Source organism: Pseudomonas simiae (assembly GCF_900111895.1).
GTDB lineage: Bacteria > Pseudomonadota > Gammaproteobacteria > Pseudomonadales > Pseudomonadaceae > Aquipseudomonas > Aquipseudomonas simiae.
The window spans coordinates 459,145-476,323 of record NZ_FOKB01000001.1 but is presented as its reverse complement, the minus strand read 5'-3'; the positions used below and the strand labels follow the sequence as shown (position 1 = coordinate 476,323).

Here is a 17,179-nt window from a genome sequence, read left to right as displayed (position 1 = left end):
CCCCTTATGCCGCTTGCGCGTGCTGTGCTTGCCGGACCACGGCGGCCAGGCGCTTGAGACCTTCGTCGAGGCGGGCCGGGTCGATATGGCTGAAATTGAGCCGCAGCGAACCAGGGTGTTGGTCCGGTTCGGAAAAGAACGGTTCACCGGGCATGAACGCGACGTCCTGTTCCAACGCTGGCGCCAACAAGGTGCGGGTGTCGAGTGGTTGTTTCAAGGTCAGCCAGAAGAATAATCCACCTTGGGGCACTTGCCAGTCGGCCAGATCGGCAAAATGACGCTGTAGCGCAGCCTGGAACGCATCGCGGCGTTCGCGATAAAAACCGCGCAGTTCCACCAGGTGCTGCTGGTATTTTTCGCTGCCGATCCACTGCATCGCCTGCCATTGGCCGACACGATTGGTGTGCAGGTCGGCCGATTGCTTGAGTTTGAGCAGGTGCGCAAACAGGTCCGGGCTGGCGATCAGGTAGCCGACACGCAGGCCTGGCAACAGGGTCTTGGACACGGTGCCGGTGTAGATCCAACTGGCCTTTTTCAGGCGCCCGACGATGGGTTTGGCACTGCCGCCATCGAAGGTCAGTTCACGGTAGGGCTCGTCTTCGATGAGCGTGACACCGAATTCATCGAGCAATGCGGCGACAGCTTCGCGCTTGGCTTCGCTGTAACGCACCGCCGAAGGGTTCTGGAACGTCGGGATCAGGTAGATGAATGCCGGACGATGGCGTTCGAGGCTGGCGCGCAGCGCGCTCAGGTTTGGGCCGTCGGCCTCCAGTTGTACCGTGAGGCAATCGGCGCCGAACAATTGGAAGATCTGCAACGCGGCCAGGTAGGTCGGGCCTTCCAACAGAACCTGGGTGCCTTTATCGATGTACAGCTTGGCCGCCAGGTCCAGGGCTTGCTGGGAACCGCTGACCACCAGCACTTGGCTGGCCTGGCACGGCACGCCGAGTGCGCGGGCTTCGGCGGCGAGCAGTTCACGCAATTGGGGCTCGCCTTCGCTCATGCCGTATTGGCCGATGTTGAGGGGCATGTCATCCCAGTCCAGCGCGGGCAGCATGGCTTCGGCCGGGAGGCCACCGGCGAACGACATCACTTCCGGGCGCTGGGCTGCCGCGAGGATTTCACGGATCAAGGAGCTTTTGAGGCGCGTAACACGTTCAGAGAAGGCCATAAGGTCACCGGTAGCGAAGCCTGTGGGAAATACGTCAAACTGATTGACCGAAATTACGACGACTTAGACGGATACGTCAATATGCTTGACCTTAAAAACCCCACCGCCCAGCAAGAAGCCATGGAAGCGTTCTTCTTCGGCTACCAGGCGTTTACCGCCAAGGCCGACGAAATGCTTGAGCGCCGTGGTCTGAGCCGGGTGCATCAGCGCATTGTGTTTTTTATCGCGCGTTACCCAGCCTTGAGCGTGAAGGAACTGCTGGAATTGCTCGGCGTGAGCAAGCAGGCGCTGAACATTCCATTGCGCCAGTTGCAGGAAATGCACTTGGTGAACAGCGTTGCGTCCGAGACCGACAAGCGCAAACGCCTGCTGGAATTGACTGAGGAAGGCTCGCGTTTCGAGCACTCTCTGCGTCGTGAACAGGTGAAACTGTTGCAACGCGCGTTCAGTGAAGCGGGCGAAGAAGCGGTGACGGGATGGCTGGCCGTCAACCAGGCATTGAGCGCGAGCTAGCCCTTCACGCGGCTATTCGAAAACATTATTTGCTTTATTTGTATACAAAAGCATAATTCGCTTCGTGCGAGTTCCTGACCTATTGGTCAACAAAACCCGCCAGTACCTCAAAGCGCTGCGGCCCATCCGTGACCGGCGCTGGAAATAACAATAAAACTCTTGAGGAGTACTCGCTGTGGATAGCCGCAAATCCGAAGCCCCGACGCTCGACCTTGCCCCCTCACAGAACGGCTGGCTGGAACGCCTGTTCAAACTGCGCTTGCATGGCACCACAGTGAGGACCGAGCTGATCGCCGGCCTTACCACCTTCATCACCATGGCCTACATCATCTTCGTCAACCCCAATATCATGGCCGACGCCGGCATTGACCACGGCGCGGCGTTCGTTGCCACCTGCATTGCCGCCGCGCTGGGTTGCCTGCTGATGGGCCTGTACGCCAACTGGCCGGTGGGCCTGGCGCCGGGCATGGGTTTGAACGCGTTCTTCACCTACACCGTGGTCGGCACCATGGGCTACACCTGGGAAACCGCGCTGGGCGCGGTGTTTATCTCCGGCGTGTTGTTCATGGGCCTGACGCTCTCGCGGGTGCGTGAATGGCTGCTCAACAGCATTCCCGTCAGCCTGCGCCACGCCATGGGCGCCGGGGTGGGCTTGTTCCTCGGGGTGATCGGCCTGAAAACCGCCGGGATTATCGTCGAGAGCCCGGCCACGCTGATCAAGCTCGGTTCGCTGCATGAACCCGCGCCGCTGCTGGCGGCCGTGTGCTTTCTGCTCATCGCCATCCTCAGCTACCACCGCGTGTTCGGCGCGATCCTGATCAGCATCATTGCTGTGACCCTGGCCGGCTGGGGCCTGGGTTTGGTGCACTACAACGGTATGATCTCCACCCCACCGAGCCTGGCGCCGACGTGGATGGCGATGGACATTAAAGGTGTGTTCAATGTCAGCATGATTAGCGTTGTATTTGCATTTCTTTTTGTACACATGTTTGATACCGCAGGTACACTGATGGGCGTCGCGCAACGGGCCGGCTTGGTCAATGCCGATGGCAAGATCGATAACCTCTCCCGCGCACTGAAAGCCGACAGCGCTTCCAGTGTGTTCGGCGCCATGGTTGGCGTGCCGCCGGTGACCAGCTATGTGGAAAGTGCCGCGGGTGTGGCCGCCGGTGGCCGCACCGGGTTGACCGCCGTGACCGTCGGTATCCTGTTTGTGGCCGCGATGTTTTTCGCGCCGCTGGCCGGCATGATCCCAGCCTATGCCACGGCCGGCGCGCTGATTTATGTGGCGATGCTGATGATGGCGAGCATGGCGCATATCAACTGGGACGAAGCCACCGACAGCATTCCGGCGATCGTCACGGCGATTATGATGCCGCTGACGTTTTCGGTCGCCGACGGCATCGCCCTGGGCTTTATCACCTATGTGGCGCTGAAGGCGGGCACCGGCAAGTACCGCGACATTTCCGTAAGCCTGTGGGTGCTGTGCGCGATTTTCATCGCCAAGTTCGTATTTCTATAAAAAGGAGTGACGCATGACCCTGGAAACCTGGCTGCTGTTCAGCGGCGCGGCATTGATCGTGATCCTGATCCCGGGGCCACTGTCCCTGTTGATGATCAGCAACAGTCTCAACTATGGTCTGCGTCGCTCGTACCCGGCGTTTCTTGGCGGCGTGTTTGCCTCAATCTGTCTGTTGAGCGCCTCGGCACTTGGCCTGGGCGCGTTGCTGCTGGCCTCAGAACAAGTGTTCAGCGCACTGAAGATCGTCGGCGCGCTCTACCTGTTCTACCTCGCCTGGCAGAGTTGGCAGCAATCGCGCCAACCCTCCCAGGGTGCGGTGGTCCCCCAGGCCATCGCCACACCGCGTTTTCGCGCCTTGTTTGGCCGCGCCTTTGTACTGGGCGCCAGTAACCCCAAGGACATCCTGTTCTTTGCTGCTTTCCTGCCGCAGTTTCTCAACCGCGAGCAACCGTTCCTCTCACAACTGTTGGTCATGATCGCCACCTGGGCCATGCTCGATCTGCTCTGCAAATTGGCCTACGGCCTTGGCGCCCAGGGCGCTGCGCGCTATCTGCGCAGCGGCAACGGCCAGAGCTGGTTCAACCGTGTCAGTGCGGGGCTATTCGGCGGCGCGGGGGTGATGGCGCTGATCAAGGTCAGGACGGGCTGACTTTGGCAAAATAAACGCTGGGTTGACTCATGCCCTCAGTACTCCATTGAATGCCTGCAACAATCCTGATCAGACGGTTTTCCCTCATGGCACGCTTGACGCTTGCCAACGGAAGCAGATGAGGATGGTCGATGAAGGTTTTTTTGAACCATTCATTCGTCAGCCGTGTGTTCAACCTTATCGTACCTGCGTAAGTCCAATGGGTTGATAGGTAGTAAACCTCGTTCGAACTGGAAAGGGGATGAGTCGCGATCAGGTCATGTACAAGTACATTCGAACGTCTTACCTGAACCTGCTGCACATCGAAGCCCTGCTGCTGCAACTCCCGCGTGACAGCCTGACGCATTGCAATACCCCGCTGCTCCGTCTGCCTGCCGCCCCGGGGGCGAAGCGCCGGGTCCAAATTGTGGATCCGAAAATCGACACGAGTGAAGCCTGGGGCCTTGTCTTCCAGACTAATGAATATCGATGTTCTTCCCCTCTCGGTGGCCCGCAGCATTCTCAGCAAATCATCCGTCTGACCCGGCCTCGCGGGGGCCGCGGGCAACCAATTGTCCAGCGTCGCCCTGACATTGAGCATGTGGCTGGCCGTCGCGGGACGCTCCGGGCCTGACAATTCAATAATCCTTGTCACGGCAAACTCTCGGCTTTTGGCGGTAAGGGTCGGGAACGCTGTGCCTACAGACTGCGACAAAGGCCTATCGAACAAGCGTTTATGAACCTGCCAGTGACCCGCAGGATTACGTGACACCGGAAAGGGCTGCTCGTGTAACTCCGAGCTTGCCCAGCGTTCAAGGCTCAGGGTCGCCAGTGAAACCAGCGGCTCATTGCGGTGGATAAACACGATGCCATCCAAGGGCGCCTGGTCACCTTGCGGGAGCAGCCTGTAATAACCACTCCACAGATCAAGCACGCCGGCATCAGGGGGCGCCATCTGCAGCAGATTGTGCGGAAATCCCCGAGCATCCAACGCGTTATGAAATATCCCTGGCGCCGGGGAACTCATCTGCGTGCCCGGAGGTTGGGTACGCCAATTCAACCAATGCTCAGACGTCGTCATTGACTGACGAATGGCGTCTTCCGTTGCCCCGCGCACAGTCGGTGGGCGCCAATCGGGCGGCGGCGGCGTGGGTGGACGCCACGGGTTGAGACTGCCCGAACTCGGCCCCGCCATCGGTTGCGGCGCATCCGCGCTCAGTAACCATTCCCTGGGCTGGTGGATAGTCAGAATCAGTTCGTCTTGACCCGGTGACTGCCGGTTTTTCAGACGCAACCACTGCTCGCTGCCGCGCCGGTAAAGCGGAAACTGGTGGGTGCCATCCTCCACGAAACACTCGCCATTTTTCACGTAGACACCACGCTCGCTGGCACCTTTGAGCGCTACGGCTCCCTCAGGTACGCCTTTGACCTTGAAACGCTCCAGCGCTTTGAGCTGAGTCACCGCGGGTGGCGCAAAGCGCGAAGGCCCACTGTTTTCGGCCATGCGCAAGCGATGTATCCGACCCAACACGGCGCTCAGTGTTGGCCGTGCAATACGGGGTACGGCACTGCCCGCCTTCCTCGGGCCGGGTATGAAGTTCGAAAACAGGTCGATCGCCAAAAACACGCTCATAAAACCCACATCGACGGCATCGTGAGCATCACCAAAACGATGAAAACGCCGCGCGACCAGCAACAACTCATAGGCTTCATTGAACATCCCGTAGAGCGGAGAAAAAAAACCTACCAACCTACGCCGGGTGGCATCGCTCTGCTCACCCAGGCGGCGAGCTCGATATTCCTGCAGCGTCTTGCCGGAATCACTGGCGGCCTGGGTCCGGCGTTGCAGTTCAAGCACGCTGGCGCGGTACAGCAAGGCCTGGGCATGGCTGTGAGAGGTTGGGACAACCGCCAGCCAGTGCTGTGGATCACAGGCAATCTGCTCGAGGACTTGAGCTTCAATCAGGTCCGGTATCGGTGTGGGCTCCAGGTGCTTGATGCTAAATGAGCGTACAAATTCAAGCCCCTGCCAAACCCCCTTCACCATGAAAAAACCAGGTAATCGGTCCAGCAAACTGAAGGTGATGCCATCCGGATGATGGGTTATTGGATCAATTGCCCAACCGGGGGCGACCTGTCGCGCCAGCGCCTTGGCGTTGTCCGGCAATGCACCGATACGGTTGAGTTCATCGTGGGCCCGTTGCAGGCTGCCGTACTCGGTGAGTATCAGGTTTTGCGCCGCCTCGGGCCAATAGACCACGCACACCCCGGAAGTCTCGTCGTGCACCAGCACAATCCCCGCGATATAGCGATCATGCAGCATCGTGTGCCCCACCAATTGAATCACGTACAACTGCAACTGGTGCTGGTTTTTCAACAGATCTTGCGGTGTTCTTGCCGCCATTGCCGTGTTGAATACACGCTGTGCGGTAGCCGACAGCCCCCGCTGAGCGGCCGAGAAAAGATGATGCTCAAAGCCGGTGCGCAAGGCACGATTCAATAGCTCGGGAATACGCCCTTCGCCGGGCCTTCCGTGAGCGTCAACGCGTGGATAAAACACCTCATTGATCAACGCATCGTACTGGCCGCCGATATCCAGTGAGGACACCAGACTGATCAGGTAACCCGCATTGAGCCGCTGCTGCCAGTCAGGCTTTAGGTAACGGGCACGATTGAGTCGCCACTTCGTCCAGGGGGCCAGCGGGTCCAGGTTGTGCAGTGCCAGTTGCAGCAGACTGAACGTTGTCCGCTCAGCGGTCGGGGTCAGTCTTATGTTGCGATCGCCCACCGTGCACGTGGCTGAGCCGACACAAAAGCTGCCGTATACGCCATCAGGCATATCAATAAAGGGCGCATCGATATCCCACTGCGGGGAGATACCATCCTGACTCAAGCGAGTCTTCAAGGTGCGACGGGCGAACGTATACAGGTCAGGCAGCACGTACTCAAGCCGGTTTTCGAAGGCATAGGTACTGCTCAGGTACAGACGCTGCAAGTGCATGAATTTTTTACGCTGGGCGCGCGTGGCATATGCCAGCCACGTGGGCAGTTTCTTCGCCTCAGACACGGTTTTGCGCAGTAGCTCGACATTCGCCCAAGCCTGGCTCAGGGCATTATTGACGGGGATTTTCAGCTGCTCCTCCAGCTCGCCCCTCAATAGCGCACGACTCAACTCGGGGCCCTTTACCTCACTGAAAATGCGTGTAATGTCCTCGGTGCTTGTCTCCAGGCGATGGTAACAACCGAGCAATTTTTTCAGTGCGGCCAGCGCTGGCTTGCCCTTGATCTCAAGGTAGCGAACAGCGAGTGTTGCCCGCGCCGCATGGGCACGCAGGTCGCGGCGTTTATCACGCTCGACAGCGCCCCACAGCACCGAGCCGTCAAGGCTGCTCAAGCTGGCCTTTAGGCTCCGGGTCAATGCGTCCACACAGGAAAACGCCTTTACCCCACCCTCCACTCCAAACGCGTACAACACCACCGGATGCTGGCGGGTCGGGACCCTCATCGCAGCCGCCGTCGTTATCACCCAGACGTTATGAAGCGGGTAGAAGGCGTCCGGCTCGCTGCCCACCGCAATCGACAACACCCGGGTATCAGTGTCCGCGGATCGGGTTGCCGAGGGCTGCGCTACCACTTCAATCACCAAATCTCGATGGGCCGTACCGATCAACTTGAGTCGGTGTAGCAACTGAACCTCACACCGCAAGGATTCGGTCTGGGCCTGCATAAAACGATTAACCCGTCGGGCTCTACCTGCTCCGTCAGGACGCTCCGCCCAGAAAGCCAGCTCGAGCAGCCGGGACCTTGCGTTTTGCATCGCCGTATTCAGCACAAAGGCATGCACGCTGAGTTGCCCCATCAGGGACATGATCTCCAGATAGGCTGGCGTTTCTGCGCTGATGTCATCCAGGTTGAGCAGTGCGAGCAGACGTTTTTCATAGCGCTTGACCTGCTGTTCCTCGGTGAGCAGGGCCAAACCCGGCGCTGAACTGGCGAAGACTATTTCTTCAGCGCGTCGTTGCTGGTCCCACCTGAGCAAGTGATCGCCCATGGAGCCGAGCCGAGCGCCACCGGCCAATTGCTTTCGGGCACACTGCGCATGCGTAAGAAACAGCGCTGCGTTCAGGGGTTGAGGTGCGGGTTTCTGGTCAGAAAACACGTGCGCAAAATGAACCTTTACCGCACATCCCAGCTCGTTGTTCCATTGCCCGGCCAGTAACGCCTGGGCGCCCTGCTCCAGTGCATCGTCCATCACCTCCAAGCCACAAATAAAACCAGCCGCTGGCGATATATCTGCCGGCCGGTGCAACGCCTTACGGCGACTGATCGGCAAGCAATCCCAGAGCTCATGGAACAGGGACTCGTTCAACGCCAGCAGGTCGCACTGCAGGGCATTGAAGGACGCGGCCTCGTAAAAATTCCGAACCGCCCCCGGTAGATAAACCACATGTGACGCGTCGCTGGAATTGCCCTCCCGGTAAAGATACAACGCACCGGGAATCGCGACGGCAGGAGTACCCGGCCACATCAATTGGCTCACTTTCACGCTGGCCCACTCCCCACCGGCGCGCTCACGCGCTGCTGCGGCCGGAGCATCGATCAGAGCTTGCACCATGGCCATGCCCGCACTCGTCAACTCCTCCAACTGCAACGCCATGAAGGCACGGTCGGCGAAGAGCGCCTTTTGCAACTCGACCCAACGCTCGCGACGTGTGAGCCAGGATCCAGGCACCAGGGTGTTCCAATAGCGCGAGGCCGCGTGATCCAGTCGCTCAAAGAGCCTCAGCGCTATAACACGCTGCAAAACCTCCTGCGGCGTGTACGGTAACTGCTTGTTCGGATCGCCCCTGACACTCAATGCAGTGAATTGATTGACGTTGGTCACCACCGTGGGCAGGGCCAGTAACGACAACGCCCGGTCGGTCAGGCTGTCGACTTTGTGGGGTATGCCCGGTGGCCTGGACTCGGTAAACAACAGGCTATCCGGTTCCATTGCGAACGCTTTGCGCAACTGGGCGCGAATGACCGCCAGGATTTTGGGCGAACGCCCTATCAGGCGAGCAAGTTCATGCGTCGACTCTTTACACCGCGAGTCGGCAAGCGCGATCTGATTGATCAGACGGCTGGGGCGGGTGGCGGCGGCGATCCGCCGCATCAATGGCTCCCGAATAGACTGTAACGCATGGGGATCGTCGGGATCGAAAGAGGGCGCAGCGCTCGGGTGATCCGTGGGCAATGTCATGATGCTTTCTTATCGAGGAGGAAAACGCCCAGCCTAAACATCACCAACCGCCCCACGGCACTAGATAGTTAGCCGTGCAACGGGCAAAAAAAAGCCCGCAGTGTGCGCGGGCGAAACCAACGAAGAGCTTTGGGGGTGTGAAGCGAGGTGACGCTCAGCTACCGCGATAGGTGGAGTAGCTGTAAGGCGAAATCAGCAGCGGGACATGATAGTGATCCTGTTCGGCGCTGATGCCGAAACGCAGCACCACCACGTCGAGGAAGGCAGGCTCTGGCAGTTGCACACCACGGGCGCGGTAATAATCACCCGCGCTGAATTGCAGCTGGTACACCCCACTGCGGTAATCATCACCTTGCAACAATGGTGCGTCGCAGCGGCCGTCGCTGTTGGTCACCGCGGTGGCTACCCGCTCCAGCTGTGCGCCTTCGACGCGGTACAGCTCCACCTTGATCGCGCTGCCGGGGCAACCGTGTGCGGCGTCCAAAACGTGTGTGGTCAAACGTCCCATGGCGTCTACGCGCCTCCCGTAGTCAGTAGAAGAGTGATCCGCACTTTTTCAGAGCAGCGAAAAAGCCGGCAGTGACTGATTAAGACACTTTTAAATAAAATTGTACACAATAAATTCAACACGCCATCGCTCCCCTTTGGAAGCGAGCGCGCTCGCGAAAATCGTCAACAAAAACCCTGGCGTTCAGGCTGAAAGTTGACGCTCTCAGGTTTTTCACGGGCACACTCGCTCCCGCAAGGAATTTTTGCCAGGTTAGCTGACCGGTTGGGCAAGTTTCTTGCAGGTGTTTATTCCAGTGGCCCGCGGAAAAAATGCAGAAATCTAGGCTTACAAAGTGGACAATAGGTTGTATACAATCACTCATCGCTAACACGACGAACAAGAAGGAAGACTGCAGTGAGCGCTGACTACCCACGCGACCTGATCGGTTACGGCAGTAACCCTCCTCACCCCCACTGGCCGGGCAAGGCGCGCATTGCGCTGTCTTTCGTACTCAACTACGAAGAAGGTGGCGAGCGCAACATCCTGCACGGAGACAAAGAGTCCGAAGCCTTCCTTTCGGAAATGGTCTCGGCCCAGCCGCTGCAAGGCGCACGCAACATGAGCATGGAGTCGCTGTACGAATACGGCAGCCGTGCCGGCGTGTGGCGCATCCTCAAGCTGTTTAAAGCATTCGATATCCCACTGACCATCTTCGCCGTGGCCATGGCTGCCCAGCGTCACCCGGATGTGATCCGCGCGATGGTCGAGGCCGGCCACGAAATCTGCAGCCACGGCTACCGCTGGATCGACTACCAGTACATGGACGAGGCCCAGGAGCGCGAGCACATGCTCGAAGCGATCCGCATCCTCACCGAACTGACTGGCGAACGCCCACTGGGCTGGTACACCGGCCGCACCGGCCCCAACACCCGGCGTTTGGTGATGGAGGAAGGCGGTTTCCTCTACGACTGCGACACCTACGACGACGACCTGCCCTACTGGGAGCCCAACAACCCCACCGGCAAGCCGCACCTGGTGATTCCCTACACCCTGGACACCAATGACATGCGCTTCACCCAGGTGCAGGGTTTCAACAAGGGCGATGACTTCTTCGAATACCTCAAGGACGCCTTCGACGTGCTCTACGCCGAAGGCGCCGAGGCGCCGAAGATGCTTTCCATCGGCCTGCATTGCCGCCTGATCGGCCGTCCGGCACGCCTGGCGTCGTTGAAGCGGTTTATCGAGTACGCCAAAGGTCACGAACACGTGTGGTTCACTCGCCGCGTCGATATCGCCCGTCACTGGCAGGAAACCCATCCGTACACGGGAGCAGCGAAATGACTGCGTTCCAAACCCTTAAGCCGTCGACCCTGAGCCGCGATGAATTCGTCAACGCCTTCGCCGACATCTACGAACATTCGCCATGGGTGGCCGAAAAGGCCTTCGCGCTGGGCCAGGACGCATCGATCGACCAGATCGAAACCCTGCACCAGCGCATGAGCGACATCCTGTTGAGCGCTGATCATGCCAGTCAACTGGCGCTGATCAACGCTCACCCGGACCTGGCCGGCAAAGCCGCCGTCCAGGGCCAACTGACCGAAGCCAGCACGAATGAGCAAGCTGGCGCCGGTATTCACCAATGCACGGCCGAAGAGTTCTCACGCTTCACCGAGCTGAACGATGCCTACAAGGCCAAGTTCAAGTTTCCCTTCATCATGGCGGTAAAAGGCAGCAACCGACATCAGATCCTGGCCGCGTTCGAAACGCGCATCCACCACTCGGCGGACGCTGAGTTCAAATGCGCACTGGCCGAGATCAACAAGATCGCGTTGTTCCGATTACTGACCCTCTAAACGACCATCCCCAGCCACTCTTTTTAAGGCAGACAAGAAGAATGAAAGCTTACGCCGTACCTTTCGAAAAGTTCGTCAACCTGGCCGACGCCCGCCTGGGCACCAAGATCATCTCCGTCACCGATGACTGGTTCGCCGACGCCAACCGCCTGTTCCAGCCGACCCCGGCCGTGTGGAAGGAGGGCGTTTTCGATGACAACGGCAAGTGGATGGACGGCTGGGAGTCGCGCCGCAAGCGCTTCGAAGGCTACGACAGCGCAGTGATCCGCCTGGGTGTACCCGGTTCGATCAAGGGCGTGGACATCGACACTTCATTCTTCACCGGCAACTTCCCGCCGTCGGCCTCCCTGGAAGCCTGCTTCCTGGCTTCGGGCGAGCCGGATGACAACACCCAGTGGGTGGAAGTGCTGTCCGCCGTCGAGTTGCAAGGCAACAGCCACCACTACCACGAGATCAACAACGACCAGGCGTTCAGCCACCTGCGTTTCAACATCTACCCGGATGGCGGCGTGGCCCGTCTGCGCGTGTACGGCGTGCCGTTCCGCGACTGGTCCTCGGTGGGCGACAACGAACAGGTCGACCTGGCTGCCGCACTCAACGGCGGTCGCGCCCTGGCCTGCTCCGATGAACACTTCGGCCGCATGAGCAACATCCTCAACCCAGGCCGTGGCATCAACATGGGTGACGGCTGGGAAACCGCACGTCGTCGCACGCCAGGCAATGACTGGGTGATCGTCGCCCTGGGCCACCCGGGCGAGATCGAGAAGATCATCGTCGATACCCTGCACTTCAAGGGCAACTACCCGGACACGTGCTCGATCCAGGGCGCCTTCGTGAAGGGCGGCACCGACAGCCAGATCGAAACCCAATCGTTGTTCTGGCGCGAATTGCTGCCGGCGCAGAAACTGGAAATGCACGCCGAACACACCTTCGCCGAGCAGATCAAGGCGCTGGGGCCGATTACCCACATCCGCCTGAATGTGTTCCCGGATGGTGGTGTGAGCCGCCTGCGCGTCTTGGGCAAGGTAGCGAAATAAGGGTGAACCCAATCGCGGGCTAGCCCGGCTCTCACAGGGGTACGCGGTCAAATGTGGGAGCCGGGCTTGCCCGCGATAGCGGTAGACCAGACAACATCAAATTCGGAAACTTAAGAAGACAGCCATGCGCACACTGATGATCGAACCCCTGACCAAAGAAGCCTTCGCGCCTTTCGGAGACGTTATCGAAACCGACGGCAGCGATCACTTCATGATCAACAACGGGTCGACCATGCGCTTTCACAAATTGGCCACGGTCGAAACCGCACAGCCGGAAGACCACGCCATCATCAGCATCTTCCGCGCCGACGCGCAGGACATGCCGCTGACTGTGTGCATGCTGGAACGACACCCGCTGGGCAGCCAGGCTTTCATTCCGCTGCTCGGCAACCCCTTTCTGATCGTGGTCGCGCCACTTGGCGATGAACCTGTATCGGGCTTGGTCCGCGCCTTCGTCACCAACGGCAGGCAGGGCATTAATTACCATCGCGGCGTCTGGCACCACCCGGTGCTGACGATCGAAAAGCGGGATGACTTCCTGGTGGTTGATCGCAGTGGCACAGGCAATAACTGCGATGAGCATTTTTTCAAAGAGGATGAGCGGTTGATCCTCGCCCCCCACCAATAAGAGAAGGTCTGATCACCCGACAACAAGGGTGACAGGCGAGAGGTAAAAACTGTGGAAGCACATTTGATGGAATGGCTGAACCTGAGCGTGCGCTGGGTTCACATGATCACGGGCGTCGCGTGGATCGGCGCTTCTTTCTACTTCGTCTGGCTGGAAAACAACCTCAATCGCGTCAACCCCAAGAGCGGCCTGGCCGGTGACTTGTGGGCGATCCACGGTGGCGGTATCTACCACCTGGAAAAATACAAACTGGCGCCGCCGACCATGCCGGACAACCTGCACTGGTTCAAATGGGAAGCCTATTTCACCTGGATGTCGGGCATTGCGCTGCTGTGCGTGGTGTTTTACTGGAACCCCACGTTGTACCTGCTGGCCCCGGGCAGCAGCCTCAGTGGTCCGGAAGGCGTGTTGCTGGGCATAGGCTCACTGTTCGCCGGCTGGTTCATCTACTCCTTCCTTTGCGACTCGGCCCTGGGCAAGCGCCCTGCCCTGCTCGGCTTCATTCTGTTCGTGCTGTTGATTGCCGCCGCATACGGCTTCAGCAAAGTGTTCAGTGGCCGTGGCGCCTACCTGCACGTCGGTGCGGTGATCGGCACCATCATGGTCGGTAACGTGTTCCGCATCATCATGCCGGCGCAACGCGCGTTGGTCGCAGCGATCGCAGAGAATCGCACGCCCGACCCGGCACTGCCGGCCAAGGGCTTGCTGCGTTCGCGTCACAACAACTACTTCACCTTGCCGGTGCTGTTCATCATGATCAGCAACCACTTCCCGAGCACCTACGGCAGCCAATACAACTGGCTGATCCTGGCGGGTATCGCGGTGGCGGCGGTGTTGGTACGGCACTACTTCAATACCCGTCACAACAGCCAGAAGTATGCGTGGACCTTGCCGGTTGGCGCGCTGGCGATGATCTGTCTGGCCTACGTCACCGGACCAAAACCGGTGTCGACCGCACCAGAAGTGGCCAAGGCGCCCGCCGCCATCGAGTACCAGCCATTGCCGGAAACGGCGCTGGGCGGTGGTTTGAAACCCGCTGCACCTGCCGCACCGGCCGCTGAACCGGCACCGGCCCAGGCCACCACGGATTTCGGCCAGATCCACAGCGTGATCGAGCAGCGTTGCACTGTGTGCCATTCGGCCAAGCCCACCAGCCCGCTGTTCAGCACCGCGCCGGCCGGGGTGATGTTTGACACACCGGCGCAGATCCAGCAGCAGGCCGCGCGTATTCAAGCGCAAGCCGTGACGAGCCAGATCATGCCGTTGGGCAACATCACCCAGATGACCCAACAGGAGCGGGATTTGATTGGTACCTGGATCAACCAGGGAGCCCGCACCAATTAACTGACTGACTCACACAGATCCAAATGTAGGAGCGGGCTTGCTCGCGAAGGCGCTGGATCAGTCAGCACACTCAATGACTGACACACCGTATTCGCGAGCAAGCCCGCTCCCACAGAGAATTTGTGGTGCTGTAGAGATTGCGTTCCACACAACACAAAAATAAAAAAGATCCGAGGTGTTGCATGACCGAGTTAGCCGAACCGCAGATTCCCGCCGCGCCCGCCATGGTGCGGCTGCCCCTCTTGCAACTGATTCTGGTAGGCCTGCAACACGTCTTGCTGATGTACGGCGGCGCCGTCGCCGTGCCCCTGATCATTGGCCAGGCCGCCGGCCTGAGCCGTGAAGAAATCGCCTTTCTGATCAACGCCGACCTGCTCGTGGCCGGTATCGCCACCATGGTGCAGTCGTTCGGCATCGGCCCGGTGGGCATTCGCATGCCGGTGATGATGGGCGCCAGTTTTGCCGCCGTCGGCAGCATGGTCGCGATGGCCGGCATGCCAGGCATCGGGTTGCAGGGGATCTTCGGCGCGACCATCGCCGCCGGGTTCTTTGGCATGCTCATCGCGCCGTTCATGTCCAAGGTCGTGCGTTTTTTCCCACCATTGGTGACTGGCACAGTGATCACCGCAATTGGCCTGTCGCTGTTTCCAGTGGCGGTGAATTGGGCCGGCGGCGGCAGTGCCACCGCCACGTTCGGCTCACCAATCTACCTGGCGATTGCCGCACTGGTACTCGCCACCATCCTGCTGATCAACCGCTTCATGCGCGGCTTCTGGGTGAACATCTCGGTGCTGATTGGCATGGGCCTGGGCTACGCCTTGTGCGGTGCACTCGGTATGGTGGACCTCAGCGGCCTGGCGATGGCGCCCTGGGTGCAGGTGGTGACACCCTTGCACTTCGGCATGCCTACGTTCGAATTGGCGCCGATCCTGTCGATGTGCCTGGTGGTGGTGATCATCTTTGTCGAGTCCACCGGGATGTTCCTCGCCCTGGGCAAGATCACCGGCCAAGACGTCACGCCGAAGATGCTACGCCGCGGGCTGCTGTGTGATGCCGGCGCGTCGTTCTTTGCCGGTTTCTTCAACACCTTTACCCACTCCTCGTTCGCACAGAATATCGGCCTGGTGCAGATGACCGGCGTGCGTTGCCGTTCGGTCACCCTTATGGCCGGGGTCTTCCTCATCGTGCTGAGCCTGTTGCCCAAGGCCGCCTACCTGGTGGCGTCGATTCCTCCGGCGGTGCTGGGCGGCGCGGCCATCGCCATGTTCGGCATGGTGGCGGCGACCGGGATCAAGATCCTGCAGGAAGCCGACATCGCCGACCGTCGCAACCAGTTGCTGGTGGCGGTCAGTATCGGCATGGGCCTGATCCCCGTGGTGCGCCCGGAGTTCTTCGCGCAGCTACCGTTGTGGATGAGCCCGATTACCCACAGCGGCATCGCCATGGCCACGCTCAGCGCGTTGTCGCTGAATATCCTGTTCAACATCCTGGGCGGCGCGGAACGCCCTGAAGTTGCCCCTACGCATTGATTCCTTCGTTCTAACAAAAACAATAACGAAACAGGAATATCAACATGCACACCCTTCACTTGGGGCCGGCCACAAGCCGTGCCCCATTCTCGCCCCACGCGCTCTCTAACAGCGCACTTGAGCCACGGCCTGGGAGCCAGTATTCTCCGCGCCCGCTCGAATCGACTCAAAAAAAAACAGCGAATGTAAAAACTGACTGCAAGGCCAACTTATCCCGGCCTTATGTCTGCAGCCAAAGTGCGCAAAAGTCCTCTGAATTCGACTGCATCCGATGCAGCCGACAGGGATTTTTTGGCTTTTTAAACACCTTGGCGCAGCTCTTGCTAAAAGCACTAAAGCTGACCGAACAGACGATTTTTTCAGCGAACCAAAAGGCGCCACACCAGAGCGCCTGCGTAGAAGAAAAACCATAAAACTTTAACTCGGGAGCAACCGAATGAAACCTATGTTCAAAGGCCTGATGCTGGCGGGATCACTGCTGGCCGGTGGCCAAGCCGTGGCCGGTGACCTGTTGCAGTGGCAGAACAACAGCCTGACTTATCTGTGGGGCAAGAGCTTTACCGTCAACCCGCAGATCCAGCAAACCGTCACGTTCGAACATGCCGATGCCTGGAAATACGGCGACAACTTTATCTTCGTCGACCGCATCTTTTACAACGGCAAGGAAGACGGCAACGTCGGCCCCAGTACTTACTACGGTGAAATAAGCCCGCGCCTGTCGTTCGGCAAGATCTTTGATAAAGACCTGTCGTTCGGCCCAATCAAAGACGTGCTGCTGGCGTTCACTTACGAGTTTGGCGAAGGCGATAACGAGTCGTACCTGCTCGGCCCTGGCTTTGACCTGAACATCCCCGGTTTCGACTACTTCCAGTTGAACTTCTACCAGCGCCAGACCGAAGGCAATCGCCCGGGTGACGGTGTTTGGCAGATCACTCCGGTGTGGTCGTACACGATCCCGGTGGGCAACTCGAATATCCTGATCGACGGCTTTATGGACTGGGTAGTCGACAACGACAAGAACGCCCGTGGCACTTACCACGCCAACCTGCACTTCAACCCGCAGGTCAAATATGACCTGGGTAAAGCGCTGCATTGGGGCGACAAGCAGTTGTATGTCGGCTTTGAATACGACTATTGGAAGAACAAGTACGGGATCGAAGATTCGGGCGCGTTCAAGACTAACCAGGACACTGCGAGCTTCCTGGTCAAGTATCACTTCTGA

14 protein-coding genes are annotated in these 17,179 nt (G+C 59.2%); 11 read left to right on the top strand and 3 right to left on the bottom strand.

The window, feature by feature from the left end:
• Positions 1 to 4: 4 nt before the first annotated feature.
• Positions 5 to 1,171, bottom strand: a complete 1,167-nt coding sequence (locus BMZ57_RS02130; protein ID WP_069672404.1) for an aminotransferase-like domain-containing protein — start codon at positions 1,169 to 1,171, stop codon at positions 5 to 7.
• Between the two features lie 81 nt (positions 1,172 to 1,252).
• On the opposite strand from BMZ57_RS02130, the gene BMZ57_RS02125 reads away from it, so the two are divergent.
• From BMZ57_RS02125 to BMZ57_RS02115, 3 genes are all read left to right on the top strand, one after another.
• Positions 1,253 to 1,684 (top strand): MarR family winged helix-turn-helix transcriptional regulator, encoded by a 432-nt coding sequence (locus BMZ57_RS02125; RefSeq protein WP_010208844.1) that lies wholly within the window; start codon positions 1,253 to 1,255, stop codon positions 1,682 to 1,684.
• A 175-nt stretch (positions 1,685 to 1,859) separates the two neighbouring features.
• Positions 1,860 to 3,206, top strand: a complete 1,347-nt coding sequence (locus BMZ57_RS02120) for an NCS2 family permease (RefSeq protein ID WP_021490805.1) — start codon at positions 1,860 to 1,862, stop codon at positions 3,204 to 3,206.
• Positions 3,207 to 3,219: 13 nt separating this feature from the next.
• Positions 3,220 to 3,855: a LysE family translocator gene (locus tag BMZ57_RS02115; protein WP_010208841.1), complete on the top strand. Its 636-nt coding sequence runs from the start codon at positions 3,220 to 3,222 to the stop codon at positions 3,853 to 3,855.
• Here the strand turns inward: BMZ57_RS02115 and BMZ57_RS02110 are convergent.
• Positions 3,842 to 9,076: a dermonecrotic toxin domain-containing protein gene (locus tag BMZ57_RS02110; RefSeq protein WP_069672403.1), complete on the bottom strand. Its 5,235-nt coding sequence runs from the start codon at positions 9,074 to 9,076 to the stop codon at positions 3,842 to 3,844. The two genes, BMZ57_RS02115 and BMZ57_RS02110, sit on opposite strands and share 14 nt — an antisense overlap.
• A gap of 154 nt (positions 9,077 to 9,230) precedes the next feature.
• Positions 9,231 to 9,584 carry a hydroxyisourate hydrolase gene (gene uraH / locus BMZ57_RS02105; RefSeq protein ID WP_010208838.1) on the bottom strand — a complete coding sequence of 118 codons (354 nt, stop codon included), beginning with the start codon at positions 9,582 to 9,584 and terminating at the stop codon, positions 9,231 to 9,233.
• A gap of 396 nt (positions 9,585 to 9,980) precedes the next feature.
• Here uraH and puuE point away from each other — a divergent pair, with 396 nt between their 5' ends.
• The 8 genes from puuE to BMZ57_RS02070 all read left to right on the top strand — a co-directional run bounded on the left by puuE (position 9,981) and on the right by BMZ57_RS02070 (position 17,179).
• Positions 9,981 to 10,907: an allantoinase PuuE gene (gene puuE, locus BMZ57_RS02100; protein ID WP_010208837.1), complete on the top strand. Its 927-nt coding sequence runs from the start codon at positions 9,981 to 9,983 to the stop codon at positions 10,905 to 10,907.
• Positions 10,904 to 11,419, top strand: a complete 516-nt coding sequence (gene uraD / locus BMZ57_RS02095) for a 2-oxo-4-hydroxy-4-carboxy-5-ureidoimidazoline decarboxylase (RefSeq protein ID WP_010208836.1) — start codon at positions 10,904 to 10,906, stop codon at positions 11,417 to 11,419. Before puuE ends, uraD begins: the two co-directional genes overlap by 4 nt.
• A 41-nt stretch (positions 11,420 to 11,460) precedes the next feature.
• A complete protein-coding gene (alc, locus tag BMZ57_RS02090) occupies positions 11,461 to 12,456 on the top strand; it encodes an allantoicase (protein ID WP_010208835.1) in 996 nt (331 codons plus the stop codon).
• Between the two features lie 124 nt (positions 12,457 to 12,580).
• Positions 12,581 to 13,084 carry an ureidoglycolate lyase gene (locus BMZ57_RS02085; RefSeq protein ID WP_010208834.1) on the top strand — a complete coding sequence of 168 codons (504 nt, stop codon included), beginning with the start codon at positions 12,581 to 12,583 and terminating at the stop codon, positions 13,082 to 13,084.
• 51 nt (positions 13,085 to 13,135) lie between these two features.
• The gene (locus BMZ57_RS02080) at positions 13,136 to 14,428 is read left to right on the top strand and encodes a urate hydroxylase PuuD (RefSeq protein ID WP_044287594.1); all 1,293 of its coding nucleotides are present in this window, start codon (positions 13,136 to 13,138) and stop codon (positions 14,426 to 14,428) included.
• Between the two features lie 182 nt (positions 14,429 to 14,610).
• Positions 14,611 to 15,957 carry a nucleobase:cation symporter-2 family protein gene (locus tag BMZ57_RS02075; RefSeq protein ID WP_010208832.1) on the top strand — a complete coding sequence of 449 codons (1,347 nt, stop codon included), beginning with the start codon at positions 14,611 to 14,613 and terminating at the stop codon, positions 15,955 to 15,957.
• A 44-nt stretch (positions 15,958 to 16,001) separates the two neighbouring features.
• Positions 16,002 to 16,370 carry a hypothetical protein gene (locus tag BMZ57_RS29030; protein WP_139136431.1) on the top strand — a complete coding sequence of 123 codons (369 nt, stop codon included), beginning with the start codon at positions 16,002 to 16,004 and terminating at the stop codon, positions 16,368 to 16,370.
• A 23-nt stretch (positions 16,371 to 16,393) separates the two neighbouring features.
• Positions 16,394 to 17,179, top strand: coding sequence for an outer membrane protein OmpK (locus BMZ57_RS02070; protein WP_010208831.1), 786 nt, complete (start codon positions 16,394 to 16,396; stop codon positions 17,177 to 17,179).

Bases quoted from the DNA above. Each gene is read 5' to 3' on its own strand.
- BMZ57_RS02130 (WP_069672404.1), bottom strand. From the start codon at position 1,171: ATGGCCTTCTCTGAACGTGTTACGCGCCTCAAAAGCTCCTTGATCCGT.
- BMZ57_RS02125 (WP_010208844.1), top strand. From the start codon at position 1,253: ATGCTTGACCTTAAAAACCCCACCGCCCAGCAAGAAGCCATGGAAGCG.
- BMZ57_RS02115 (WP_010208841.1), top strand. From the start codon at position 3,220: ATGACCCTGGAAACCTGGCTGCTGTTCAGCGGCGCGGCATTGATCGTG.
- BMZ57_RS02110 (WP_069672403.1), bottom strand. From the start codon at position 9,076: ATGACATTGCCCACGGATCACCCGAGCGCTGCGCCCTCTTTCGATCCC.
- uraH (WP_010208838.1), bottom strand. From the start codon at position 9,584: ATGGGACGTTTGACCACACACGTTTTGGACGCCGCACACGGTTGCCCC.
- uraD (WP_010208836.1), top strand. From the start codon at position 10,904: ATGACTGCGTTCCAAACCCTTAAGCCGTCGACCCTGAGCCGCGATGAA.
- alc (WP_010208835.1), top strand. From the start codon at position 11,461: ATGAAAGCTTACGCCGTACCTTTCGAAAAGTTCGTCAACCTGGCCGAC.
- BMZ57_RS02085 (WP_010208834.1), top strand. From the start codon at position 12,581: ATGCGCACACTGATGATCGAACCCCTGACCAAAGAAGCCTTCGCGCCT.
- BMZ57_RS02075 (WP_010208832.1), top strand. From the start codon at position 14,611: ATGACCGAGTTAGCCGAACCGCAGATTCCCGCCGCGCCCGCCATGGTG.
- BMZ57_RS29030 (WP_139136431.1), top strand. From the start codon at position 16,002: ATGCACACCCTTCACTTGGGGCCGGCCACAAGCCGTGCCCCATTCTCG.
- BMZ57_RS02070 (WP_010208831.1), top strand. From the start codon at position 16,394: ATGAAACCTATGTTCAAAGGCCTGATGCTGGCGGGATCACTGCTGGCC.